24 protein-coding genes are annotated in these 24,561 nt (G+C 59.4%); 5 read left to right on the top strand and 19 right to left on the bottom strand.

What is annotated here, in order from left to right:
• Nucleotides 1-335 (bottom strand): IS1595 family transposase (locus tag MR935_RS05965; protein WP_290571922.1); only part of this gene is annotated, 335 nt, incomplete at its 3' end.
• A 157-nt stretch (nt 336-492) separates the two neighbouring features.
• On the bottom strand, nt 493-1,536 hold the full coding sequence (locus MR935_RS05960; RefSeq protein ID WP_290571921.1) for a tyrosine recombinase XerC: 1,044 nt from the start codon (nt 1,534-1,536) through the stop codon (nt 493-495).
• A 153-nt stretch (nt 1,537-1,689) separates the two neighbouring features.
• On the opposite strand from MR935_RS05960, the gene MR935_RS05955 reads away from it, so the two are divergent.
• Both MR935_RS05955 and MR935_RS05950 read left to right on the top strand, forming a co-directional pair.
• A complete protein-coding gene (locus tag MR935_RS05955) occupies nt 1,690-2,214 on the top strand; it encodes an O-acetyl-ADP-ribose deacetylase (protein WP_290571920.1) in 525 nt (174 codons plus the stop codon).
• The gene (locus tag MR935_RS05950) at nt 2,207-3,205 is read left to right on the top strand and encodes a helix-turn-helix transcriptional regulator (RefSeq protein ID WP_290571919.1); all 999 of its coding nucleotides are present in this window, start codon (nt 2,207-2,209) and stop codon (nt 3,203-3,205) included. The genes MR935_RS05955 and MR935_RS05950 overlap by 8 nt, the downstream gene beginning before the upstream one ends.
• A 245-nt stretch (nt 3,206-3,450) precedes the next feature.
• On the opposite strand, the gene MR935_RS05945 is transcribed toward MR935_RS05950, so the two are convergent.
• From MR935_RS05945 to metF, 3 genes are read right to left on the bottom strand one after another with little or no spacing between them, the layout of a single operon-like run.
• Complete coding sequence (locus tag MR935_RS05945; RefSeq protein WP_290571917.1) at nt 3,451-5,823, bottom strand: homocysteine S-methyltransferase family protein; 2,373 nt, start codon at nt 5,821-5,823, stop codon at nt 3,451-3,453.
• Between the two features lie 5 nt (nt 5,824-5,828).
• Nucleotides 5,829-6,473: a vitamin B12 dependent-methionine synthase activation domain-containing protein gene (locus MR935_RS05940; RefSeq protein ID WP_290571916.1), complete on the bottom strand. Its 645-nt coding sequence runs from the start codon at nt 6,471-6,473 to the stop codon at nt 5,829-5,831.
• A complete protein-coding gene (metF, locus tag MR935_RS05935; protein WP_290571915.1) occupies nt 6,470-7,330 on the bottom strand; it encodes a methylenetetrahydrofolate reductase [NAD(P)H] in 861 nt (286 codons plus the stop codon). Before metF ends, MR935_RS05940 begins: the two co-directional genes overlap by 4 nt.
• 207 nt (nt 7,331-7,537) lie before the next feature.
• Here metF and MR935_RS05930 point away from each other — a divergent pair, with 207 nt between their 5' ends.
• Entirely contained in the window at nt 7,538-8,425 is an 888-nt protein-coding gene (locus tag MR935_RS05930) for a radical SAM protein (protein ID WP_290571927.1), read from the top strand.
• Nucleotides 8,426-8,427: 2 nt separating this feature from the next.
• Entirely contained in the window at nt 8,428-8,676 is a 249-nt protein-coding gene (locus MR935_RS05925; protein WP_290571914.1) for a helix-hairpin-helix domain-containing protein, read from the top strand.
• Nucleotides 8,677-8,758: 82 nt separating this feature from the next.
• Here MR935_RS05925 and pyrB read toward each other — a convergent pair whose 3' ends face one another.
• The 5 genes from pyrB to MR935_RS05900 form a co-directional block, all read right to left on the bottom strand.
• Entirely contained in the window at nt 8,759-9,829 is a 1,071-nt protein-coding gene (pyrB, locus tag MR935_RS05920) for an aspartate carbamoyltransferase (RefSeq protein ID WP_290571925.1), read from the bottom strand.
• 58 nt (nt 9,830-9,887) lie between these two features.
• A complete protein-coding gene (locus MR935_RS05915; protein ID WP_290571912.1) occupies nt 9,888-11,063 on the bottom strand; it encodes an ABC transporter permease in 1,176 nt (391 codons plus the stop codon).
• Complete coding sequence (locus tag MR935_RS05910) at nt 11,060-12,016, bottom strand: efflux RND transporter periplasmic adaptor subunit (RefSeq protein ID WP_290571911.1); 957 nt, start codon at nt 12,014-12,016, stop codon at nt 11,060-11,062. Before MR935_RS05910 ends, MR935_RS05915 begins: the two co-directional genes overlap by 4 nt.
• Before the next feature lie 78 nt (nt 12,017-12,094).
• Nucleotides 12,095-13,450 carry a DNA repair protein RadA gene (gene radA / locus MR935_RS05905; RefSeq protein WP_290571909.1) on the bottom strand — a complete coding sequence of 452 codons (1,356 nt, stop codon included), beginning with the start codon at nt 13,448-13,450 and terminating at the stop codon, nt 12,095-12,097.
• Between the two features lie 10 nt (nt 13,451-13,460).
• Entirely contained in the window at nt 13,461-14,165 is a 705-nt protein-coding gene (locus tag MR935_RS05900) for an N-acetylmuramoyl-L-alanine amidase (RefSeq protein WP_290571907.1), read from the bottom strand.
• A 138-nt stretch (nt 14,166-14,303) separates the two neighbouring features.
• Between MR935_RS05900 and MR935_RS05895 the strand changes: the two genes are divergently transcribed.
• Nucleotides 14,304-14,855, top strand: a complete 552-nt coding sequence (locus MR935_RS05895) for a cysteine hydrolase family protein (protein WP_290571905.1) — start codon at nt 14,304-14,306, stop codon at nt 14,853-14,855.
• Nucleotides 14,856-14,979: 124 nt separating this feature from the next.
• Here MR935_RS05895 and MR935_RS05890 read toward each other — a convergent pair whose 3' ends face one another.
• The 9 genes from MR935_RS05890 to trpD all read right to left on the bottom strand — a co-directional run bounded on the left by MR935_RS05890 (nt 14,980) and on the right by trpD (nt 24,536).
• Nucleotides 14,980-15,552 (bottom strand): carbonic anhydrase, encoded by a 573-nt coding sequence (locus MR935_RS05890; protein ID WP_290571903.1) that lies wholly within the window; start codon nt 15,550-15,552, stop codon nt 14,980-14,982.
• A 35-nt stretch (nt 15,553-15,587) separates the two neighbouring features.
• Entirely contained in the window at nt 15,588-17,003 is a 1,416-nt protein-coding gene (locus tag MR935_RS05885; RefSeq protein WP_290571902.1) for a DUF1576 domain-containing protein, read from the bottom strand.
• A 255-nt stretch (nt 17,004-17,258) separates the two neighbouring features.
• Nucleotides 17,259-18,449 (bottom strand): cation:proton antiporter, encoded by a 1,191-nt coding sequence (locus MR935_RS05880; RefSeq protein WP_290571924.1) that lies wholly within the window; start codon nt 18,447-18,449, stop codon nt 17,259-17,261.
• A 690-nt stretch (nt 18,450-19,139) separates the two neighbouring features.
• Complete coding sequence (locus MR935_RS05875; RefSeq protein ID WP_290571900.1) at nt 19,140-20,027, bottom strand: DegV family protein; 888 nt, start codon at nt 20,025-20,027, stop codon at nt 19,140-19,142.
• Nucleotides 20,028-20,158: 131 nt separating this feature from the next.
• Nucleotides 20,159-20,929 carry a tryptophan synthase subunit alpha gene (gene trpA, locus MR935_RS05870; protein WP_290571898.1) on the bottom strand — a complete coding sequence of 257 codons (771 nt, stop codon included), beginning with the start codon at nt 20,927-20,929 and terminating at the stop codon, nt 20,159-20,161.
• Nucleotides 20,922-22,112: a tryptophan synthase subunit beta gene (gene trpB / locus MR935_RS05865; RefSeq protein ID WP_290571896.1), complete on the bottom strand. Its 1,191-nt coding sequence runs from the start codon at nt 22,110-22,112 to the stop codon at nt 20,922-20,924. Before trpB ends, trpA begins: the two co-directional genes overlap by 8 nt.
• Nucleotides 22,109-22,729, bottom strand: a complete 621-nt coding sequence (locus MR935_RS05860) for a phosphoribosylanthranilate isomerase (protein WP_290571894.1) — start codon at nt 22,727-22,729, stop codon at nt 22,109-22,111. The genes trpB and MR935_RS05860 overlap by 4 nt, the downstream gene beginning before the upstream one ends.
• The gene (gene trpC, locus MR935_RS05855; RefSeq protein WP_290571892.1) at nt 22,726-23,508 is read right to left on the bottom strand and encodes an indole-3-glycerol phosphate synthase TrpC; all 783 of its coding nucleotides are present in this window, start codon (nt 23,506-23,508) and stop codon (nt 22,726-22,728) included. Before trpC ends, MR935_RS05860 begins: the two co-directional genes overlap by 4 nt.
• Nucleotides 23,505-24,536 carry an anthranilate phosphoribosyltransferase gene (trpD, locus tag MR935_RS05850; RefSeq protein WP_290571890.1) on the bottom strand — a complete coding sequence of 344 codons (1,032 nt, stop codon included), beginning with the start codon at nt 24,534-24,536 and terminating at the stop codon, nt 23,505-23,507. The genes trpC and trpD overlap by 4 nt, the downstream gene beginning before the upstream one ends.
• Between the last annotated feature and the right edge of the window lie 25 nt (nt 24,537-24,561).

Below are 24,561 nucleotides of genomic sequence, written 5' to 3'. Positions count from 1 at the left end.
GACCATGCGGTTTTATAGGTAACTCCGATCTGACCGGACAGTTGAACTGCGGAAATTCCCAGCTTGTCCTGAGAGACGAAATAGAACGCCAGAAACCACTTGCTCAGGCTGACATGGCTATGGTGCAGGACCGTCCCAGCTGTGACGGAGGTCTGACGGCGGCAGTGAGTACACTGGTACAGGCCGTTGGATAGACGGCAGCCATGTTCGTGTCCGCATTTGGGGCAGACAAAACCTTCCGGCCAACGCTGTACGGCCAAATAGTCCCGGCAACTGTCATCCGTTCCAAACCGGCGCAGAAACTCACTCAGGGGCATCCTCTGTTTCCTTGACATGACTCTTTTTCTCCCTTTTTGGTGTCATGCCTTCATTCTATGCTAAGCGCTGTACCACTTCCCGGACTTTTAAATGGCTTACTAAAAGGGATAACCATAATTTATTATATCACGAAATGTTGTTAGGTGTCAATTTTGCATGCGGCTCATTCACCTCTCACTCGTCCTGCCCCGCCGGCTGCTCCTCCCGCTTTTTCGGCTGCACCGATGCCAGCGGATTACGCGCGGCGGCTTCGCGCAGGCTGTTATCCTCAATATGGGTGTAAATCATGGTCGTATTGACGCTGGTATGCCCCAAAATGCTTTGCAGCGTGCGGATATCCACACCGTTTTGGTACATCAGCGTCGCCGCTGTGTGGCGCAGCTTGTGGGCGGAGTATTTCCGCGTATCCAGCCCGGCCTGCCCCAGATATTTTTTGACCAGCCACTTGACGGTCTGCACGTTGATGCGGTTGCGGTTTCTGCTGATAAAGAGCGCATTCTTATCCTTATCGTGCGGCTGCAGCCGCTTGGGCAGATAGGCCTGCAGCGCCGCAGCGCAGGCCTCGTTGAGATAGACTGTGCGCTCCTTGTTGCCCTTGCCGAGCACGCGCACCGTATCCCCCTGAAAATCCGAAAGGTTCAGCCCGACCAATTCGGACACACGCATCCCGCAGTTCAAAAACAGCGTCAGGATACAGTAATCCCGCTCGGCAAATTCGCCCTGCACCGCGTCAAGCAGCTGTAGGCTGTCCTCCGTGGTCAGGTAAACAGGCAATGACTTGCGTATCGTGGGCGACTCCAGATTGCTGATTGGGTTGTTATCCAGCACATGCTTTTTGTCCGTCAGATAGCGGAAAAAGGAGCGCAGCGCGGACACCTTGCGCGCGCGGGAGTTGCCGCTCAGGCCATATTGGGTCGCGTCGCTGTTTTGCTGCGTCGGTCGCTCGCCGGACATATATTCCAAATAGTCATACGCATCGGACAGGGTGATATCCCGCAGAAACGGGATGTCCACATCGTCGACCGGGATCTGCTCGATCGGCATGTCCCTTGGCACGATACCCTTGTTCCGCTTGACTACGCGGAAAAACAGGCGCAGATCCAGATAATACTCATGCGCTGTCTTGGCTGATTTGCCCTGTATCGTCGAGATGTACGTCAAAAAATCACGCAGAATGCGCGGCGCGTCCGCAGCATATTCCGACATTGGCTTTTCCATGCTGATGCCCCTTTCCTTCGCATACGCTGCTAAAATTATAGCGCACAAAATCCCATGCGTCAAACTTGCATTCCGCGCTGCGGTATCGTATAATGGCTGTAAAACAGTGCTTTGACCAGTGCAGCGCCATCCGTCGGAAAGGAGCATCCGCGCATGAAGCCGATCCAAATCATCACAGGTGACATCACGACCATCCATGCAGACGCCATCGTCAATGCGGCCAATACCAGCCTGCTCGGCGGCGGCGGGGTGGACGGCGCGATCCACCGCGCGGCGGGCCCCGCGCTGCTGGAGGAATGCCGCACGCTCGGCGGCTGCGCGACCGGACAGGCCAAGGCGACCGGAGCCTACCGCCTGCCCTGCCGTCATGTCATCCACACGCCCGGCCCTATCTGGCGCGGCGGCACGGCCGGCGAGGATAGGCTGCTCGCCGACTGCTACCGGAACTGTCTGGCCTGTGCGGCCTCGCTCGGCTGCCAAACCGTGGCTTTTCCGTCGATCAGCACGGGCGCGTACCGTTTTCCGCTTGACCGCGCGGCACGCATTGCGCTGCAAGCCATACGGGACGGACTGCGCGTATATCCTGCGATAACGTGTGTGACTATAGTCTGCTTTGACGCGCGCACATGCGCCGCCTATGAGCAGGCGCTGGCGGAGGTGGAACGCGCCCATGCCTAAAAACTCGAACCAAAAGCTCAAGCTGCTCTATCTGTACCAGCTTTTGCTGCGCAAGACAGACGAAGACCACCGTCTCGGCATGGAGGATATCCTCTCCGCTCTTGGCCGGTACGGAATCGAGGCCGAGCGCAAAAGCATTTACAGCGATATCGCCGCCTTGCAGGACTTCGGTCTGGATGTTATGCTCCAGCGTGGGCCGGGCGGTGGCTATTACGTTGCCGCGCGCGATTTTGAGCTGCCCGAGCTCAAGCTGCTCGTTGATGCCATCCAGTGCTCACGCTTCATCACCGAGAAAAAGTCCACCGAGCTGATCCGCAAGCTGGCCGCGCTGGCCAGTGAGCCGCAGGCGCGTGCACTGCAGCGTCAGGTCTATGTATCCGACCGGGTCAAGACCATGAACGAGAGCATTTACTACAACATCGACACACTGCACAGCGCAATATCAGCCGCTGTGCAGATCACCTATCAGTATTTTGAGTGGGCGCTCGATTTCAGTGCGCAGCAGCGCATCCAAAAGCGCTACCGGCGGGACGGCGCGCTCTACCGCGTCAGTCCTTGGGCACTGACGTGGGACGATGAGAACTATTATCTGGTCGCCTATGACGGCGGCGCGCAGCAGATCCGTCACTACCGCGTGGACAAAATGGAGCATATCTCGCTGACCGGGCAGCGCCGTGAAGGCCGCGCACTGTTTCAGGATCACTTCAACATCGCCGCTTATTCACGCAAGGTGTTCGGCATGTTTTCCGGCGAGGAGCAGACCGTGCGCCTACGGTGCGAAAACCGCTTCATCGGCGTGCTGCGCGACCGATTCGGCAGCGATTTGATGCTGCAAAAAGCGGATGACGCGCATTTTACCGTATCGGTCAACGTGGTGGTCAGCCCACAATTTTTCTCTTGGGTATTCGGCCTTGGCGGCGCGGTGCAGATCACCGCCCCCGATGCGGTCAAGGCCGCGTTTCAAAAGCAGCTGCGGGATATGCTCGAATAAGTCCAGATTATCGGACTCCTTTCTTGGTAAACTGTGTACAGTAACAGAAAGGAGCAGCGAAGATGGAATATTCGATCGAGTACGTGAACGGACACATTGAGGTCTATGACAACACCGGCGCGTTTCTGTTTTCCGCCGACAGCAAGCAGGAGGCCTTGGAAGAGCTAAGAAACGCGGCGTAACTGCCTGATTATGACACAAAGCAGCCTACGGCGATCTTGCCCCATCGCCGCAGGCTGCTTTTTTTATGCAAATACCTCGTCCGCGTAATGCACGGTCGCCATCGCGTCGCGCGCATAGCGGTCGGCGCCGATCGACTCGGCATAGTCCTTGGTCAGCACCGCGCCGCCGACGACCACCTTGGTGTCCGGCTTTTTTTCCCGCAGCAGACGGATGGTGTCCTCCATGCTGACCACAGTCGTCGTCATCAGCGCGCTCAGGCCGACAAGACGCACCTGCTGCTCGATCGCGGTATCGACGATCACCTCGGGTGCCACGTCCTTGCCCAGATCGAGCACCTGATAACCGTAATTCTCCAACAGCACCTTGACGATATTCTTACCAATATCGTGGATGTCACCCTTGACCGTGGCCAGAATGATCTTGCCCTTTTGCTCCTGCGGCGCGCCGCGCATCGCATCCTTCACGACTTCAAACGCGGCCTTGGCCGCCTCCGCGCTCATCAGCAGCTGGGGTAGGAAAAGTGTGCCGGCTTCAAAGCCCTTACCCACGCGGTCGAGCGCGGGGATCAACTCGCTGTTGACCAAAGCGAGCGGCTCAGTCTCCCGCAGGGCGGCGGCTGTCGCCTCGGTAGCACGCTCGCGCAGGCCGCGCTCGATGCATTCGGCAAGCGTCATCGCGCTGTCCTGCCCGGCGCTCTGCGTCATAGCGGCGGGCGGCTGGTTGCCGTAAGCCGCAATGAAGCCGGCGCACTGCTCGTCCTGCGCGCTCAGCGCAAGAAACGCCCGGTATGCACGCATCATGGCCTCTGCGTTGGGGTTGATGATTGCGCAGGATAGTCCGTTTTGCAGCGCCATCGTAAAGAAGTTGGCGTTGATGATCTCACGCTGCGGCAGGCCGAAGGAAATGTTGGACACGCCCAGTATCGTGCTGCCGTGCAGCTCATCGCGTATCCGGCGCAGCGTTTCCAGCGTCACCAGCGCCGAGCGGCTGTCTGACGAAATCGTCATCGCCAGACCGTCGATCACGATATCCTCCCGCGGGATGCCATACTGTGCCGCAGTCTCGTAGATGCGCTTTGCGATGGCAACGCGCCCCTCCGCCGTCTCCGGGATGCCGTCCTCATCGAGCGCCAAGCCGACGACCACGCCGCCGTATTTGCGCACCAGCGGGAACACCGCTTCCATGCTCTCCCGCTTGCCGCTGACCGAATTGACCATCGGCTTGCCGTTATACAGGCGCATACCGCGCTCCATCGCCGCCATATTCGAGGTGTCGATCTGCAGCGGCAGCGCGAGCACGCTTTGCAGCCGCGTAACGACGCGCTCCATCATGACCGGCTCGTCGATCTCCGGCAAGCCCACATTGACATCCAAAATATGCGCGCCGCTGTCCTCCTGCGCCAACCCTTCGGACAGGATATATTCGATGTTATCCTCCCGCAACGCGGCCTTGAATTTGCTCTTGCCGGTCGGGTTGATGCGCTCGCCGATGATAACCGTCCTACCGCCGATCTCCACCGCCTGCGAAAAGGAGGACACGACCGCGCGATGCTTGCGCACCGGCGGTTGGAAAGGCTTGTCCGCACAGGCGGCGATCATCTGCCGGATATGCGCGGGCGTTGTGCCGCAGCAGCCGCCCAGCACGTGCACGCCCATTTCGGCGATCTGCGCCATCAGCGCGGCAAACTTGTCCGCGTCCACATCGAACACGGTTCGCCCGCCCTCGCTGCGCGGCAGACCGGCATTCGGGTTGACGATAATGGGCAGCGAGCAGACCTCGGTCAGCCGCCGGATGATCGGTACCATCTGCTCGGGTCCCAGCCCGCAGTTTACGCCGAGCGCGTCCACCCGCAGACCCTCCAGCAGGGCAACGGTCGAATCGACCGTGCCGCCGGTGAGCAGCTTGCCCTTGTCATCAAAGATCATTGTGATGCACACCGGCAGGTCACAGTTTTCCTTGGCCGCCAGCACCGCCGCCTTGGCCTCGTAGCTGTCGCTCATCGTCTCGATCATCACCAGATCGACACCAGCGGACGCACCGATGCGCACGACCTCGCCAAACAGCTCGACCGCCTTTTCAAACGGCAGATCGCCCATCGGCTGAAGCAGCTTTCCGGTCGGGCCGAGGTCAAGCGCAACATAGGCGTCCTCCCTGCCCGCGCGCCGACGCGCCTCCTTGGCGTGAGCGATCGCCGCTTCGACGATCTCACGCAGATTATCCGGGTACTTCAGCGCGTTCGCACCGAAGGTATTGGTCACAACGACATCGCTGCCCGCCTCAAAATATCCCTGATGGAGCGCGATGATATCCTCCGGGTGCGTCAGATTCCATATTTCGGGCAGTTCGCCCGCTTTGAGACCATTTTCTTGCAGAATCGTTCCCGTTCCACCGTCGAAAAACAGCCACTCTCTGCCCAGTCTGTCCAAAAAGCTCATCGTATTTATCTCCTAAATGCACAGTCGGTTTTTTCGCATTCCTCACAGCCCTTGCGGTGGCACGGCTGGGCGACATCCGACACACCAATCACCGCTGTGACCGATTTGATCGGCGCAAGCAAGCAGCTGTCCGTCACCGTCAGCCCGATCTTGCGCGGCGTATCGAGCAAGCGGATAAAATCACGCTGGTGCTTGATGTCAAAATCCCCATAGCCGGGGCTGAAGCGCGGACGACAATACAGCCCTTTCTCCGCCGCCTGCGCCCGGATCGCGTCGTTCAGCTCATCGCAGTACGCCTCGATCAGTGTGGCGGCCACAGCTTGATATATCACCGCGTCGCTCATCCGCACGGCACAGGCGCGCGTGATACGCCTGTCCGCCTCAACGCCGAGCGTCGCCGCCATCAGATACACGCTGCCGCAGCCCTTGAGGTTACGGGAGAGGTTGACGCTGTGCACCTGCAAGCCGTCGATCTCGAGCATATCAGGCGAGGGATGCGCCAGCGCAAACCGGCGGTAAGTGCCTCGCGGCTGCACGGCGGCGAGCAGGTCGGCCGTGCAGCGGTCGATCGACTGCTCCACTGCGTCTTCAATTTGTCCGCCCCGGTAGCCGAGGTAGCGCAGCACCTCGCTGCGGTCGACTGCGATCATTTCAGTATCTCCGACAGGCTGGCTTGGATGCCCGCCGCTATCTCAGGTTTGTTCATCGTGTAGATATGGATGTGGTTGACACCGTTTGCGATCAGGTCGATGATCTGCTCGGTCGCGTAGATCACACCGGCCTGTCTCATCGCGGACGGGTCATCGCCAAAGCGGTCAACGATCGCCTTAAAGCGCTCGGGCAGATAAGTACCGGACATTTTGAGCGTGCGCGCCACCTGCTTTACATTGGTAATCGGCATGATGCCCGCGATGACCGGCACCGTGACCCCCTTTTCCCGGATGCGGTACAGGAAGTTATAAAAGATGTTATTGTCAAAAAACATTTGCGTCGTTAAAAATTCGCAGCCTGCATCGACCTTTTCCTTTAAATGCAGGATATCCTCGGTCTTGTTGGGCGAGTCAACATGCCCCTCCGGATAGCATGCGCCGCCGATGCAGAAATCACCCTGTGCCTTGATCTCGCGCACCAGCTCGGCAGCATACTGGTAGTCCGCCGCCAGCGGGCCGCCCTCCGGTATATCGCCGCGCAGCGCCAGCACGTTTTCGATGCCCCGCTGCCTGAACTTGTCCAGCATGGCGGCGACATGTGCTCTGGTGGACGAAACGCAGGATAAGTGCGCCAAAACCGTAACATCATAGCGCTCCTTCAGCGCGGAGGCGATATCCACCGTGTGCTCGCTCGTGCCGCCGCCCGCGCCGTAGGTGACGCTCATAAAATCCGGCCGCAGCGCGGCGATCTCCTGCGTCGCTTTGGCGACCGACTCATAGCCGCCGGTCGTTTTCGGCGGAAAAACCTCAAAGGACAGCGTGACCTTGTCCTGCTTTAAGATATCAACGATCTTCATGCAACCTATCCCCCAATTGTCCGTTTTTCCATATCATAGCACAATGGTACACAAAACGCAAACCTGAAATTTCGCGCCGCGGCTGTCCCTATCCCACGCCGTAATGCAAGCCGATTGGTCTTTTACGGTCGATGGTATGCTCTCTATCTTCCCTTTCAGACGAAAATATAGTATAATCAACCCATCGGAGGGATCACGTTGACAGATATGCTGCAAAAATGCCTGCTCTGCCCACGCGCCTGCGGCGCAGACCGCACCACCGGGCGCGGCCGCTGCGGCGCAGGGCATATGATGGAAGCCGCGCGTGCCGCGCTGCACTTTTGGGAGGAGCCACCGCTTTCCGGCACACGCGGCTCGGGCGCGGTGTTTTTCTCACATTGCCCGCTCGGCTGCGTGTTCTGCCAGAACCGGCAAATCAGCCGCCGCAAGGCCGCCGGACAGACACTCACGGTGGATATGCTTGCGCGGACGATGCTGTCCCTGCAAGCACAGGGTGCGCACAACATCAACCTTGTCACCGGCACGCACTACGCGCCGCATATCATCGAAGCGCTGCGCCTTGCCAAGCAGAACGGGCTGCAGCTGCCGGTCATCTGGAACAGCAGCGGCTATGAAACACCTCAAACGCTTGCGCTGCTCGATGGCTGGATCGACATCTACCTGCCCGATTACAAATATTACAGCGCCTACTATGCCGCGCGCTATGCGGATGCCGCCGACTACCATGAGACCGCCGTCACCGCCATCGGTGAGATGCTTTGCCAGACGGGCACACCGCAGTACGACGCGAACGGCCTGCTGACACGCGGCACGATCATCCGCCACCTGATGCTGCCCGGTCTGGCGGGTGACACCGCGCAGGTACTGCGCGATATCGCCACGCGGTTTGACGGCGCGCTGGTCAGCCTGATGCGCCAATACACCCCTTTTGCGATGCAGGACTGGCCCGAGCTTGACCGCGCGATCACCGACGAGGAATACGGAGAGGCCTGCGCGCTGTTCCGCTCGCTCGGCCTGTCCGGCTTTTTCCAGCAGGGCGGGGCGGTCAGCGAGAGCTTTATCCCCGCCTTTGACGGCACAGGCTTGGAGGTGTGAGCATGGGCGAGTTACGCGCCATTCCCGGCGTTGGCCGACAGACCGAGCAGGATTTAATCGCCTTGGGATACCCAACGATCGCCTCTCTGCGCGGTGCCGACCCGGAGGAGCTATACCGGCTCGAATGTGAAAAACGCGGCGTCATGGTTGACCGCTGCCAGCTGTATGTTTACCGCTGCGCGGTTTATTTTGCACAAACCCCCGACCCTGATCCCGAAAAACTCAAATGGTGGTATTGGAAAGACCGGTAAAACGCATATAGGCTTCGCGCTTCCATGGATTTGGAAACGCGAAGCCTATTTTTCTCCGTCTTCCCGGCGCGCCGGGTGCGGCTTACAGCAGCAGCTCGAGCGGCGCGTCGCAGTAGGGGCAGCGCTCGCCCACGCGGCCGGTAAGCGGCAGATAGGGCTCTGTTCTGGTGATGCACTTGTGGTTTGCGCACTTTATCCCGTGCGCGCCGATCGCCTGGCGTCCCGCCCGCTCAAACGGAAGCTTGGAAAGCGTCAGCAGCAGCGCCATGCGTCCGAACATGCCGTAGCGCGCCTGCTTAAAGTAGACCGCGCGCGGGTCGTCGTCCACATCCTGTGCGATCTCGTCCACGCGCGGCAGCGGATGGAGCACCAGCATATCCTTTTTCGCGCGGCGCAGCTTATCCGCAGTCAGCCGGTAGCTGCCTTCGAGCTTTTCATACTCCTGCGCGTCGGCAAAGCGCTCACGCTGGATGCGGGTCATGTACAGCACATCCAGCTCGGGCAAGACCTGCTCGACGCTGTCCGCCTGACAGAACGGCATGTTATGCTCCTTCAGAAAGCGGAGCATGTAGTCCGGCAGGCCGAGCGCGTCCGGCGCGATCAGGTAAAGCTGTACGCCCCGGTACCGCTCCAAAAAATGGAGCAGCGAATGCACGGTGCGGCCATATTTCAAATCGCCGCACAGGCCGATCTTCATATTCTCCGCCGTGCCGCGCAGACGCAGAATAGTGACCATATCGGTCAGCGTCTGGGTCGGGTGCAGATGCCCGCCGTCACCCGCGTTGATGACCGGCACAGATGAGTACATCGACGCCGCCTTGGCCGCGCCCTCGCGCGGGTTGCGCATGACGATCATATCGGCATAGCTTGATACCATGCTGATGGTGTCCTTGAGCGTCTCTCCCTTGGCCGCGGAGGAAGAACCGGGATCGGAAAAGCCGATCACACTGCCGCCCAGCCGCATCATCGCTGTGGAAAAGGACAGGTTGGTGCGGGTGGACGGCTCGTAAAACAGGCTGCCGAGCACCTTACCCCGACAGGCATCGGCATAGCCCTCCGGCCGGTCGATGATATTGCTCGTCAGTTTGTACAGGTCGGAGAATTCCTGCTCCGTCAGGTCGCTCAGGTCAATGATATGGCGCATATTGCACAGGCCTTTCTACTTCTGTTTGCGCTCTTATTATACTACACCGGCACACGAAAGAAAAGGCTTATTTGCGCATTGCGTCGATTGGGTCGAGCCGGGCGGCGCGCACTGCCGGCAGCAGTCCTGCCGCGCCTCCGCACAGCACGGCGGCAGCCAGCAGCGCCGCGCACAACGTCCAACCCGGCAGCAGCAGCCGCGCGCCGCCATACAGCAGCACGGCGGCGGCGGCCAGTCCGCACAGGCCGCCCAAGGCACACAGCAGCATGGATTGCATTAGGAAAATCCGCCTGATATCGCGCGGCTGCGCGCCAAGCGCCAGAAAAATGCCGATCTCTCCGGTTTTTTCGTGCGCGGCCGCAAGCATACTGCACAGCACACCGATCAGCGCCACGCACAATGTGATCGACCCGACGGCCACAAACAGCATCACGCACAGGTTTGCCAAGCGGTGCACGGTATCGACCATGCCCGACACGTTCTGCACGCGCACCGTGCCGTCCACCTGCCCGCGCTCGGTCAGATACCGCGTGATCTGCCCGCTGACCGCGGATGGGTCGGCCTCAGCTGCGCAGCGCACGAAAACCTGATCGGCATTGTCCTGCCGCGCCGCCAGACAGCTGTAGGGCACATAGACCAGATGTGGCGCGATCGCCGCCAGCGCCCCGCCCAGTGCACCGGTCTGCGCTTTGACCACACCGCACACGGTGAAATACTGGTCCTGCCCGTCCATGCGCACCCGTATCTGCCGCCCGACGATATTATCCCTCCCGTATAACGCCCGCGCCAGATCGTCCCCCACCACAGCGACCGGACGCGCGGCTTCGGCCGCTGCTGCGTCAAGCAATGTGCCCGCGACCATCTCCAGTTGCATCACCTGCCCCAGCCGCTCGTCCGCACCAAGGAACATCGCGTTCTCAGTCGTATGTCCGGCGCGCACGCTGCCCGCTTTGGCTTTAATGGGCATCAGAGTGTCGATATCGCTCACCGCGCGCTCCATCGCGTCGGCCAGCTCGGCGGACAGCGCGTTGCCCGCACCGCGCTCGTCCAGATAGACGGTCAAACCGCTCACGCCAAGCGTGCGCAGTCCGCTTTCCACCTGCGTCTGTCCAAACAGTCCGATCGATGCGATCAGCAGCAGTGCGCCCGTGCCCACCGCGACCGACAGCGCGCACAGGCCGGTGCGCAGCGGATTTTCGCGCAGCCCCAGCAGCGCCAGACGCAGCACGTCGCGCGCCCTCACGCCACGACCTCGACACGCATCCCATCCTGCAGCGTCTCCGGCGGCGAGAGTACCAGCTGTTCCCCGCCGGAAAGCCCCGTCGTCACCTCGGTCACGCTTTCCAGCATATAACCCGATGTGACCGCGCACTGCCGCGCGATCCCCTGCTCGATGCGGAAGACATACTCCTGCTCGCCGCGCTGGCAGATCGCCTGCTGCGGTACGACGACCGCATTCGGCCGGAAATCGGTAAATATTTTGACCGAGGCCGTATACCCCGGCCGCAGCCCCTGTCCGCTGCCCCGCAGCGGCAGCACAGTCTCGACGGTCGCCGCGCTGCTGCCGCCTATCAGGCTGGCCGCGCGCACCGCCGCGGGAGCGATGCTCTCCACCTTAGCCGCGTAAATGCGGTCTCCGACTGCTGCCGCCGTCACGTTGGCGCGCTGGCCGCTCTCCACCTGATCGGCATACAGCTCAGGCACCTGCGCGCGCACCTGTAAGCGCGTCAGGTCGGCAATCTGCGCACAGGCAATGCCCGCAAGCAGCGTCTGCCCCTGCTCCGGCAGACTGAGCACCACCCCTGCGCGCGGCGCGCGCAGCACCCCGCCCGTCTGCGCCGCCGCAACCGGCGCGCTGACGCCGGTCAGCCCGCTCCATGCCGCGCGCAGGGTGTCACCTGTGAGATTCTGCGCCTGCGCCGGTGAGACGGCGCAGAGAGCATCCCCCTCCTCAACCATATCGCCCACGCGGACACAGAGCCCGGTTACCCGCACGGTCTCAGCCGGTGCGACCGCTTCGCTTGCAGCTGCCTCGACCGTTCCCGGCACGGTGACGCTGTTATAAATATCCTGCACCACAGCATAGCCGGCGCGCACCTGCAAAGGCGCCGGCGGGCGTTTTGCCCACGACCACCAGAGCATGGCCGTCAGCACCGCCGCCGTTGCCAACAAGACCGCCCGCACCCGTTTTTCCATAAAAAACACCGACCCTTCTGCCGCAAACTGCACATAGTCTGTGACAAAAAGGCCGGTTTTACTCATAAAAAATTCAACTTACAGCACGGCGCGCAGCGCGTCAGCGACCGTCTTGACGCGCACGATGTTCATTTTCCGCGCCAGCTCCTCGTCGATATCCTGCACCGGCATGATGCAGGTGTGAAAACCCAAGCGATACGCCTCGTTGATGCGCTGCGCCGCACTCGATACCGCACGCAGCTCGCCCGTCAGACCGATCTCGCCAAAGCTCATCACACCCTCCGGCAGCGGCTTGTCGCGGAAGCTGGATGCGATGGCCAGCGCCATCGGCAGGTCGACCGCAGGCTCGTCCAGCCGCATACCGCCGACCACGTTAACATACACATCCGAGGCCGACAAAAACAGCCCGCAGCGCTTTTCCAAAATGGCCAGCAGCAGCACCATGCGGTTATAATCCACACCGGCTGCCGTGCGGCGCGGCACACCGAACTGCGTTTTGGCTGCAAGCGCCTGCACCTCGGACAGCAGCGGACGGCTGCCCTCCATCACGCAGGCGATGCAGTTGCCCGAAGCCCCCTGCGGGTGTCCGGCGAGCATGGCGGCCGAGGGGTTTTGCACCTCGACCAAGCCGCGGTCACTCATCTCGAACACACCAATCTCATTGGTCGAGCCGTAACGGTTTTTGGCCGCGCGCAGGCAACGGAACGCGCCCGCGCTCTCCCCCTCGAAATACAGCACGCAGTCCACCATGTGCTCGAGCATCTTCGGCCCGGCAAGCGTGCCCTCCTTATTGACATGACCGACGATGAAGATGGTTACATTTTTGTTCTTGGCGTACTGCATCAGGCTCATCGCGCATTCCTTGATCTGCGCCGCGCCGCCCGGCGCGCCGGTCAGGTCGCGCTTGTACACGGTCTGGATCGAGTCGACGATCAGGATATCCGGCCCGAGCAGCTCGGTTTCGTGGATGATCTGCTCCATATCGGTCTCTGCCAAAATATACAGCTCAGGCGAGGAGATTTTCAGCCGCGCCGCGCGCAGCTTGATCTGGCGGAGCGACTCCTCGCCCGACACATAGAGCACCTTGGCGCTCTTGCACATCTCCTGACACATTTGCAGCAGCAGCGTCGATTTGCCGATGCCCGGCTCACCGCCGACCAGCACGAACGAGCCATGCACCGCGCCGCCGCCCAGCACGCGGTCGAGCTCGCCCATGCCCGAGTGAAAGCGGCTTTCATCCGCACTTTCGATCTCGCGGAGCAGCGTCGGCCGGGATACCCCGCGTTGAAACGCGCCCGTTCCGCGCGCGACGGTTGCCGGCTGCGCCTTGAACTCGTTCATCGTATTCCACGCACCGCAGCCCGGACACTTGCCAAACCATTTTGGGCTTTCGTAACCACAATCGCTGCACAAATATACGGTTTTTTGCTTCATGATTCCTCCGTCAGCCGCCGGACTGATACCGCAGATAGCCGGTCACAATGCAGGCGGCGAGTTTTTTATGATATTCCGGCTGCTCGAGCAGCTTTTCCTCCGCCAGGTTGGACAGAAAGCCGCACTCGACGATAACGGCCGGGCAATCGAGCTTTTTCATCAGGTAGATCGTGCTTTCCGCCCGCTTGGCCTGCCGGTGGTTGGTCGGGTCACAGCCCTCGATCAGCGCGGCCTGCGTCAGCTCGGCCAGCGCGCGGCTGCCCGCGTGATTGGGTGAATAGAACACCTGCGCACCGTGATACTGCGCATCGCCGAATTTGTTCAGATGGATGCTGACGAACACCGGATCGGGCACGCTCCGCACGATCTGCTCACGCGCCTGAATGTCAGCGACCTTGTTTTCACGCACCGAGCGCGAGGCGTCGTATGCCAGCGCCTGATTATCCCGGCGCGTCATCACCGTCTGCACACCGAAAAACGCGCTGAGCGCCTGCACACGCTGCGCAATGCTGAGGTTGATATCCTGCTCGTTTACGCCGCTCGCGCCGACCGCGCCGCCGTCAAAGCCGCCATGCCCTGCGTCCAGCACCAGCGTGGGCGGCTGACGGCTGTCAAACGCCGTCTGTACCACGTCCCCGCCGCGCGCGGCGAGCAGCACCGCCGCCGCCACAGCCGCGCCGCAGCCCAGCAGCCTGCTGCAAACCTTTCTGTTCATCCGTGCACCTCCGTTGCAACAGCGTATGCACGGCCTTCCCTTATTATAATCCATACGGCTATATGGCGCAATAATTTCATTGTGTGCTGCGCAAAATCATGCTATGATGAAAACAGCTATCCAAGGAGGTACTATGCTATGCCTAAACTGCTCGCTGTGATCGACTACCAGAACGATTTTGTGACCGGCTCGCTCGGCTTTGAGGGCGCGGCCGCGATCGACGACGGCATCGCCCATCTTGCACAGGCTTATCTGGCACAGGGCGACCATGTGCTGTTTACCTACGACACGCATGACGACAATTATCTGCAAACCCGCGAGGGGCGCGCGCTACCCATCCCCCATTGCCATCCGCAGGATGACGGCTGGCGGCTTTACGGCAAAACGCAGCAGCTCTGCCGTGAAACCTGCGCCAATCACCAGATCCATACAGTCAACAAGCATACCTTCGGCATGCCGCCCGCCTATCTGACTCATCTCGGCGCCGAGCTGCCCGACCTGACGGAGATCACGGTTGTCGGCGTTGTGACCAATATGTGCGTCCTTTCCAACGCTGTTTTGATGCAGGCACAGTGGCCGGAGGCACGGATCACCATTGACGCGGCGCTGTGCCGCAGCTTTGACCCGGTAATGCATGACAAGGCGCTTGACGTGATGGAAAGCCTGCAAATGAACGTCATTCACCGCTGACGCGCCATTACCCGCGCTTACCGATATACGGCGCGTTTGCCTACAAAAAAAGACGGCAGCATTTCTGCTTGCCGTCTTTCTTTATGTTCACAGAGCGAAGCGCGCGGTTATCCCGCCGGTTTGCTTACAGCCAGCATACCTCGCCGGTAACGATGTCGTAGTAAGCCGCCTCTACTCGCGTGCCCATGTGCTTGATGATCTCGTTGCTGCGAACCTGCTCGGCCATCTCCTTGGCATGGGTATGGATGACCTCGTCCACGCCGCCACCCTGCTTGACAGAGGGCGCAATCTTATCGACGATGGTCTGGATATTGTGCGGCAGCTCGCCGCCCTCGCAGGCTGCGGTAACTGCGCCGCAGCAGCTGTGGCCAACCACTACGACGAGGGGGCTGCCCAGATGCTCCGCGCCATACTCGATCGAGCCGAGCACGGTCTCATCCACAACATTGCCGGCATTGCGCACCACAAAGATGTCGCCCAGCTTCTGATCGAAGAAAATTTCCGGTGCAACGCGGCTGTCCGCGCAGCACAGCACGATGGCGAAGGGCTTCTGGCCGCCAGCCAGAACCTTGCGGCTCTCCTCATAGTCGGTCTTGTCCGACATTTTGTTGTCACGATAGCGCTGATTGCCCTCCTTGAGCAGCTGCAGCGCCTCCTCCGCGCTTGTCACCTTTACGTCAGGCTTGTGTAAATTCATTTTTGTTTCCTCCTTTTTCATATTAGCGTAAAACCTTAAATACGGTTTTCACTCTTTTTTACCATCTGCATCAGCTGCAGAAGCAACGGCACAAAGAACGTGGCCACAAGGCCGAGGCAGAAGCCGTTGTTATACAGGTTCAGCCATCCGTGCAGCACGCCGGTATTGGGCACCAGCATACTGTGTATCATCGCCCCAAGGAATCCGATCAAATAGCCGTGCTCGGTCACAACCGGGGACATACCGCAGCCAAAGCAGGCCGCAATGACCATGTTTTTGCTGCCGGCATAACTGAGTCCCGATTGCAGGAACTGCGCACCCGACAGCGCGCCCTTGATGCCGCCCACCAGCACGCTCTGCGCATACACACCGAGCATGATCGGCGCCATTGTCTTAAGCGTGATGCCGTTGCTGGCAAAGCCGACCACGGTCAGCAGGCAGGCGAATACGGGCGCGTTGATGTGACCCGTCGTGGTCAGGAAAGGATACAGCAGGCAAAGGAAGCCGCACAGCGACATATTCACCAGCGAGGTGCCAAAGCCATACTGGTCGACAAAGCAGCCCTTTCTTCTGGCGAGCACCAGTTCGCCCAGCGCCGCCTTGTCCTTTTTCCGCAAGACCAGACCGCAGACCAGCAGATACAGCATCATGATGGCAAGACAGCTTGCCAGAAGCAGATCCTTATCATCCGTGTAGACGTGGGAGGGCCCGCTGTGGCCGATTCCCGCGGCCCTCATGAATGAGAAAAACAGAAAACCCGTCAACCCCGCCGCAAAGCCGGCATTGTAAAGGGTAAAGCCGTTGTGCTTGGTGGGCAGAAATTCCGCGAACGTGGCAATCAGGAAGCCTGCCAGCATACCGACCACACACGCGACCAGTATCCGCACCAGCGATATCTGCAGGGACTCGGCCATGGTATTGGTGCCGTCGAGCACCGTATACATGGCTACGGTATTGACCAGCGGCGAGAGCGCCGTAGAGAACCACGCCAGACCCATTACGGTGTTTACCTTTTTCTTCTTCACCGCGCCTTGCAGCAGCACGCCGAAGAACGTCGGCCAGACGTTCAGAAAGCTTTTGCCGCAAAACGCAAAGCCCATGACCATGAACGCTGAAGCGATCGTGCTGCCCTTGACCTCTGTTTTGGTCAGCAGATAGCTCACCATCACGATAATGCCGAGAATACCGCTGCCGATGAATGGAACGCCCACACCAGGGCTACCGATGATGTCAAAGGACGATGTATCCAAATGTATGTTGGAGGTCAGCAGAACGTGGAAGCCCTCTTTCACAACCTCCGGCGAGCGGGAAAGCACAAGGCCAATGATAATCAGTAACAGGCCAAAGCCAATGAACACACCTGCCCGGAGCGAATTGCTGCACGCTACAAACTCTTTTTTGCTGCCCTGCGCATTTGCCGCAAGCTCTTTCTTATCGACCTTTGTATTCAATTCCTTGATGCCTCCATTTATCCGTTTCTTAGAGCACCCTGACCATGATATAGAGGATGGCCACCAGCAGTCCCAGTGCAATTGCCAGAACCGGCAATACCTTTGTTTCATTCTGCCCCATAGGGGTCCTTGACATGCGGAATCAGTATACCATATACCGTGCTGTTCTCCAAGTAACGGTACGAAAACAGCCCCTTCCGGCCTGCAACGCCAGAAAGGGGCATCTGTTTGAAATGGCATTCTTTCTTGTATCGGTCAATAGCGGCTTGCCTTGGGCATTTGCTCCGCCTCCCGCGCGGAGAACTCTGTATTGGCAGGTGTCTGGCGTTTCATGCCGAACTTCAGCAAAATCGGCGTGACCAGCGTGGTAACAATAACCACCAGCACGATTGGTGGGAACATCTCGGAATTGATAAGCCCTGCCTGTGCACCCTTCTGTGCCACAATCAGCGCCACCTCACCGCGAGAGACCATGCCGAGACCAATGGAGATTGCATCATACGTCTGGAATCCCATCATCCGCGCACCCAGACCGCAGCCGATGATTTTAGACAGGATGGCCACAATAGTCAGCACTACTGCAAACAGCACCAGCTTATCCGTCAGACCATTCAGATTGGTTTTGATGCCAATCGACGCAAAAAACAGCGGTGAAAACAGCATATAACCCAGCACATTAGTTTTGCTGGCCACATAATCGCGCGTGTCCGAAAGGTTACACATGACGATACCGGCGAAATACGCACCCGTAATATCGGCAATGCCAAAAAGTTCCTCTGCGCCATAGCTCATCAAAAAGGCAAACACTAGGGCGTAGATAGCAATACGCCGATGCTTATGCCACCACTGCTCCATCTTGATAAATGCCTTGTGCATCACCAGCCCAATCACAAGGACAAAGATAAAGAATGCAAAAATCCGCCCGAACACCGAAAGCGGCTTGACCGACGGGTCGGTACACGCGGTCAGCACCGTCAGCACCACAATACCGAGAATGTCATCAATCACCGCCGCACCCAATATCGCCGTGCCGACCTTGCTTTTCAGCTTCCCCATCTCGCGCATCGTTTCCACCGTGATGGACACCGAGGTCGCGGTCAGCACCACACCGATAAAGGCCGCCTTGAGCATGTTCATGGGATCGGTCGGCTGATTTCCGAAAATTAGGTAACACCCCATGCCACCCGCCAGCGGTACCAGCACACCGATGACCGCAATGATAAAAGATGCAAAGCCGGTGGCCTTGAGCTCCTCCAAATCGGTATCCAGACCTGCATTGAACATCAGGATAATGACACCGATCTCTGCGGCCTTCACCAGAAAATCCGTCTCCCCCACCCACGCAAGGCAGCTCGGCCCTACCAAAATGCCCGCCACCAATGCGCCAACGACCTGTGGCATGTGTACCCGTTCCGAGGTCAGGCCGAAGATTTTGGTGAACAGCATGATAATCGCAATCGTCAGAAGAAAATCATATGACACAGCAATAGCACCCCTCTCATCGTAATAATGCAATATTTATTATTATACAACTTTTTTCTAATGGAAGCAATGTATTTTGCAAAAATGCATTGGTTGTTTTGCATAAAAATGCTCTATTTTTGGTAATAATATATATATTTCGTGCTTTTTCGACCATTTTATACTTTTTTGTACTTTTTTCGAGATCGGCTGCGCAAGCGACTGCACCACATCTTTCGTACTGTATAAAAAAAGACGGCCGGCAGACTGCTACCCTGCAAGCCGTGTTTTAACCGGTATTACTATTTTATTGTTCCACCTTAGGCGAATGCTCCCAGATTTTCTTTGAACACCAGCGCGGATAGGAAACAGGCTAACCGCTTCATCTTCTCACTCCTCCATTGCTGCTTTATTTGTGATATATTTCACAATTTCCGATACAGAATTCGATCTTGTTCTGTATACGTTTACATTATCATACCATATTTTCATAAATTGTCTATAATTTTTTACATTTTCTTAACTTTTTCTTCATAAATTTTTTCTTGATTTTTACGAATCACACATATTTGCATAGTTTTATTCGTGCACTATCCACACATCCTGCATATATGCACAAAAAAAACAGCTGTGCAGCACCAAAGTGCACACAGCTGTTTTGACCGGCTGACCGGCTCAGTCGGCACGCGGACTTCCCCAGAAAAACAGCGCCACCGTGCCCGGGCCGGTATGCGCACCAATCACCGTGCCAATGCTGTTGATCATCACTTGCCCGTCCAGCCTCGGAAAACGCTGCCCGACCAGCGCGGCTACGGCGCGCGCATCCTCCATACAGGCGGAATGCGAAAGAAAGCATTTGCCGCTGTAATCGAGCCCGCCGTCCGCGTACCGCTCCATCATTTTGACAATCTCCTCGATCACCGCTTTTTTGCCGCGCAGCTTTTTGCGCGGCGTCAGCCGTCCCTCCTTGTCCATGTTGAGCAGCGGGCAGATGCCCAGCATCGTGCCCACTGCCGCCGCCGCGGGAGAAATGCGCCCGCCGCGCTTATAGCTGGTCAGGTCGGTCGAAAAGAACCAGTGATGCAGGCGCAGCTTGTTCCGCTCGACCCAACTATACAGCTCGTCCAGCCCAGCTCCCTTGTCGCGCCTGTCGCACACCGTATCGACCAGCAGCCCGTAGCCCGAGGACGCGGCCAGCGTGTCCACCACATAGAGCACACGCGCCGGGTAGCGCGCCCGCAGCTCATCCGCCGCTATGCAGGCCACTGCATACGAGCCGGACAGGCCGCTCGAAAAGCTCAGGTGCAGGATATCCTTGCCCGCCTGTAAAATCGGCTCGAACAGCTCGAAATACTGCTCTACATTGACCTGCGAGGTCGTCGGCTGCGCGCCGGATGCGATACGGGCATAATAATCCTCAAACGGGATGGTCTGACCCAGATCGTCCAGATGATCCTGCCCATCCATCTCAAAATGAAAGCTGGCATACGGCAGCTTCCTCGCTCGAAGGTAATCGGCCGGCAGATCGGCTGTTGAGCAGCAGGTGACTACAAAATTTGCCATGATATCATTCCTCATTTCTGTTTTTGAAAGACCAAAACATGGCGCGCCAGTCGGGCAGCGCCAATACAATATGCGCCAATTTGACACGCGGCATACCCCCGCACGGTATCGCCCGCCTATCTCTCCCACGCTTACCGCAGCGCGTCCTTCATCTCCCGCACATATGCGCCGATATAGGCGGGCGCGTCCTTTCCGTATCGCTCCAGCAGCTTTACGATCGCCGAGCCGACAATCACACCATCCGCCAGCGCGGCCATGCGTACCGCCTGCTCAGGTGTAGAGATGCCAAAACCGATCGCACAGGGGATATTGGTGTGCTGACGCGCCACCGCCACAATAGAGGCAAGGTCGGTTCGGATCTCGCTCCTTGTCCCGGTCACGCCAAGGCTGGAGACGATATATAAGGAGCCTTCAGCCTCCTCCGCAATCATAGCGATACGGTTTTCCGACGTCGGCGCGACCAGCGAGATCAGGTCAACGCCGTGTTGCCGGCAGAGAGGCAGAAATTCGTCCTTTTCCTCAAACGGCAGGTCGGGCAGAATCAGCCCGTCGATGCCGATCTCTTGACAGGCGGCCATAAACCGCGCCGCGCCGTAGGAAAACACTACGTTGGCATAGGTCATGAAAACCAGCGGTATGCTGACATCGCGCCGCAGCTCCCTGACCATCGCAAACACCCGGTCGGTGGTCATGCCGCCGCTTAGGGCGCGCAGGTTTGCCCCCTGAATGACCGGGCCCTCGGCGGTGGGGTCGGAAAACGGGATGCCCAGCTCGATCAAATCCGCGCCGTTTTCGACTGCCGCGCGCACCGCCGCCGCGGTGGTCTCCAAATCAGGGTCTCCACAGGTAAGAAAAGCGATAAACGCCTTGCCGTTTGCAAAAGCCAATTGCATCCTACTCATGGATATCCTCCCCTCTGTACCGCGCGATCGCAGCGCAGTCCTTATCTCCCCTGCCCGAGATGGTGACGACCAGCAGCTGCTCCCTGTCCATCTCCGGCGCCAGCTTGATCGCGTGCGCGACGGCGTGCGCCGATTCGATCGCCGCGATGATACCCTCGGTCTTTGCCAGATATTCAAACGCGCACACCGCCTCATCATCCCTCACCGGTACATATTCCGCGCGTCCGATATCGTGCAGATGGGCGTGCTCCGGGCCGATGCCGGGATAGTCCAGCCCGGCTGAAATCGAATAGACCGGCGCGATCTGGCCGTATTCGTCCTGACAGAAATACGATTTCATGCCGTGGAAGATGCCGAGCCGCCCGGTGTTGATCGTTGCGGCAGTCTCAAAGCTGTCTATCCCGCGCCCGGCCGCCTCACAGCCAATGAGCCGCACCGCTTTGTCCTCGATAAAGTGGTAGAAGCTTCCAATGGCGTTAGAGCCGCCGCCCACGCACGCGATTACCGCGTCGGGAAGCCTGCCCTCCTTTTCCAGCAGCTGCGCCTTGATCTCTTTGGATATCACAGCCTGAAAATCGCGCACGATCGTTGGAAACGGGTGCGGCCCCATGACCGAGCCCAAGCAGTAGTGCGTGTCCGTGATGCGGCTCGTCCACTCGCGCATGGCCTCGGAGACCGCGTCCTTGAGCGTTGCCGTACCCGTTGTAACCGGCACCACCTCCGCCCCCAGCAGCCGCATCCGATAAACATTCAGCGCCTGCCGCCGGGTGTCCTCCTCGCCCATGAAAACCACGCATTCCATGCCCAGCAGTGCCGCTGCGGTCGCGGTCGCCACGCCATGCTGGCCTGCGCCGGTCTCGGCGATCAGACGGGTCTTGCCCATCCTTTTGGCCAGCAGCGCCTGCCCCAGCACATTGTTGACCTTATGCGCACCGGTGTGGTTCAAATCCTCACGCTTGAGATAGACTTTCGCGCCGCCCAGCTCCCTTGTCATTTTCTGCGCCTCGTATAGTCTGGACGGCCTGCCCGCGTATTCGTTGAGCAGCGTGGTCAGCTCGCGCTGGAACGCGGGGTCGTTTTTATAGTGCGCATAGGCCTGTTCCAGCTCGATGACTGCGTTCATCAGCGTTTCCGGGATGTACTGCCCGCCATGCACGCCAAACCTTCCGTTTGCATTTGTCATATCGTTTCCTCCCACATTGCCTCGCGCACGGCGGCAACAAATTCTCTCATTTTTCCCGCGTCCTTGTACCCGCCGCACTCGATACCCGAGCTGACGTCCACGGCGTACGGCCGCAGCAGCCGCACTGCCGCGCCCACGTTGGTCGCGTCCAATCCACCCGCCAGAAAGTACGGCCGCGCCAGCCCGCTGATAAGCGTCCAGTCGAATGCTGTTCCCGTGCCGCCCTCGCCTGCATCCAGCAGCACATAATCCGCCGGACTTCCCTGCGCGGCGGCGATATCAGCTGCACTGTCCACCCGAAACGCCTGAATGAGCGGCCGCCGGGTCAGCGCACGCAGCCGTGCGACATAGGCTGCATCTTCCCCGCCGTGCAGCTGTGCCGCGTCGATCACACCGCGCGCGAGCAGCGCGGCGACCGTTTCGGGCGCTTCCTTGACAAACACGCCCACCGCCGTAATGGATGGGTGCAGCATCGCCTTGAGCGCAGCCGCTCCTGCGGGCGGCACATATCGCCTGCTCCCCGGCGCGAAGACAAAGCCGATATATGCTGGGCGCAGCGCGTTGGCGGTCTCGATATCGCACGGCCTTGTCAGCCCGCACAGCTTGATCCTCGTCATGGCGTTCCACGCAGCGCGGCCAACGCGGCGCGCTTATCTGCTGCACGCATCAGCGTTTCGCCGACCAGCACCGCGTCCGCCCCGATCTGCCGCAGCAGCTGCACATCCTCTGCGCCGCGCACACCGCTCTCCGAAACGAACAGCACCTCCGGTGGGATCAGTTCACGCAGGCGGTGGCTGTTTTCGGTGTCCACTGAAAAATCCTTCAGGTTGCGGTTGTTGACACCGATGAGCCGCGCGCCCGCGTGCAGCGCCATGCGAACCTCGCGCTCGTCGTGCGCCTCGACCAGCGCAGACAGCCCCAGCGCGTCGCAAATGCCGAGGTAGTCCCGGAGCTGCCGCTCGGTCAAAATCGCGCAGATCAGCAAAACAGCAGACGCGCCCAGCAGCTTCGCCTCGTAGATCATATACGCATCGACGGTAAAATCCTTGCGCAGGCAAGGAACGCTGACCGCCGCTGCGATCTCCTGCAAATAGATGTCGCTGCCGAGAAACCACTTTGGCTCGGTGAGCACCGAGATGCAGTCCGCGCCCGCCGCCTCATACTCCCTTGCGATTTGCAGATACGGAAAATCAGGCGCGATCAGCCCCTTGGAGGGAGATGCCTTTTTGCACTCGCAGATAAAGGCGATATCGGGCGTTTTGAGCGCCTGTTCAAAGGCGAAATCGCCCGCCGGCAAGGCCATCGCCCGCTCCTCGACTGCCGCCAGCGGCATTTTATGCTTGGCCTGCTCAACACGCGCTTGGGCGTGTGCGGCCAGCTGCTCCAATATCGTCATAGCGTCTCCTCCGGCTGATTGCTCAGCTCAATAAACCGGTGCAGCGTATTGAGCGCCTTACCGGAGTCGATCAGCTCGGCCGCGAACGCAATGCCCGCGCCCATCGTTTCCGCCTTGCCGCCGATGTACAGCGCCGCGCCCGCGTTCATCAGCACCGCGCTGCGCTTGCCGCCCTTTTCTCCGTTCAGGATGGCCAGCGTGATCCTCGCGTTTTCTGCCGGGTCGCCGCCCGCCAGCTCTTCCTTGGCGCAGCGCGCCAGACCGAATGCCTCGGGTGTGATCGTATAGGTCTTGAACCAGCCGTCCCTGCACTCGCAGACAGTGGTCGGCGCGCTGACCGATATCTCGTCGAGCTTGTCCTGTCCGTAAACGACCATGCCGCGCCGCACGCCAAGGCTCATCAGTACCTGCGCCAGCGGCTCGACCAGATATTCGTCATACACGCCCAGCAGCTGCATCCGCGGACTGCCCGGATTGGTCAGCGGCCCGAGGATGTTGAACACCGTGCGAAAGCCCAGCTCCTTGCGGATCGCGCCGACATGCTTCATCGATCTGTGGTACTTCTGCGCGAAGAAAAAGCACATGCCGACCTTTTGCAGCATCTCCACGCAGCGCGCGGGGCTTTGCTCAATGTTGACGCCGAGCGCCTCCAGACAGTCCGCCGTGCCGCACCGGGAGGAGGCCGCGCGGTTGCCGTGCTTGGCCACCTTGAGACCGCCTGCCGCGGCTACCAGCGCCGCCGTGGTCGAAATATTGAAGCTGTGCGCGTTGTCCCCGCCCGTGCCGACGATCTCAAACAGCTCCATATCGGTTTCGACCCTTGTAGCGTGGGCGCGCATGGCGGCGGCGCAGCCCGCGATCTCGTCGGTCGTCTCCGCCCGCGCACTTTTGGTCGAGAGCGCCGCGAGAAAGGCTGCGTTCTGGGTCACCGTGGTCTGACCGCTCATAATCTCATGCATAACGGCGTAGGCTTCGTCAAACGTCAGATCCTGCTTGCTGACGATCTTGACAATGGCTTCTTTTATCATGATCGCGTATTCATCCTTTCAAATT

Origin of the sequence: Agathobaculum sp., from assembly GCF_022775115.1 — a bacterium.
Lineage (GTDB): Bacteria > Bacillota > Clostridia > Oscillospirales > Butyricicoccaceae > Agathobaculum.
The sequence above is the reverse complement of the archived record's forward strand: the minus strand, read 5'-3'. Positions and strand labels throughout refer to the sequence as shown.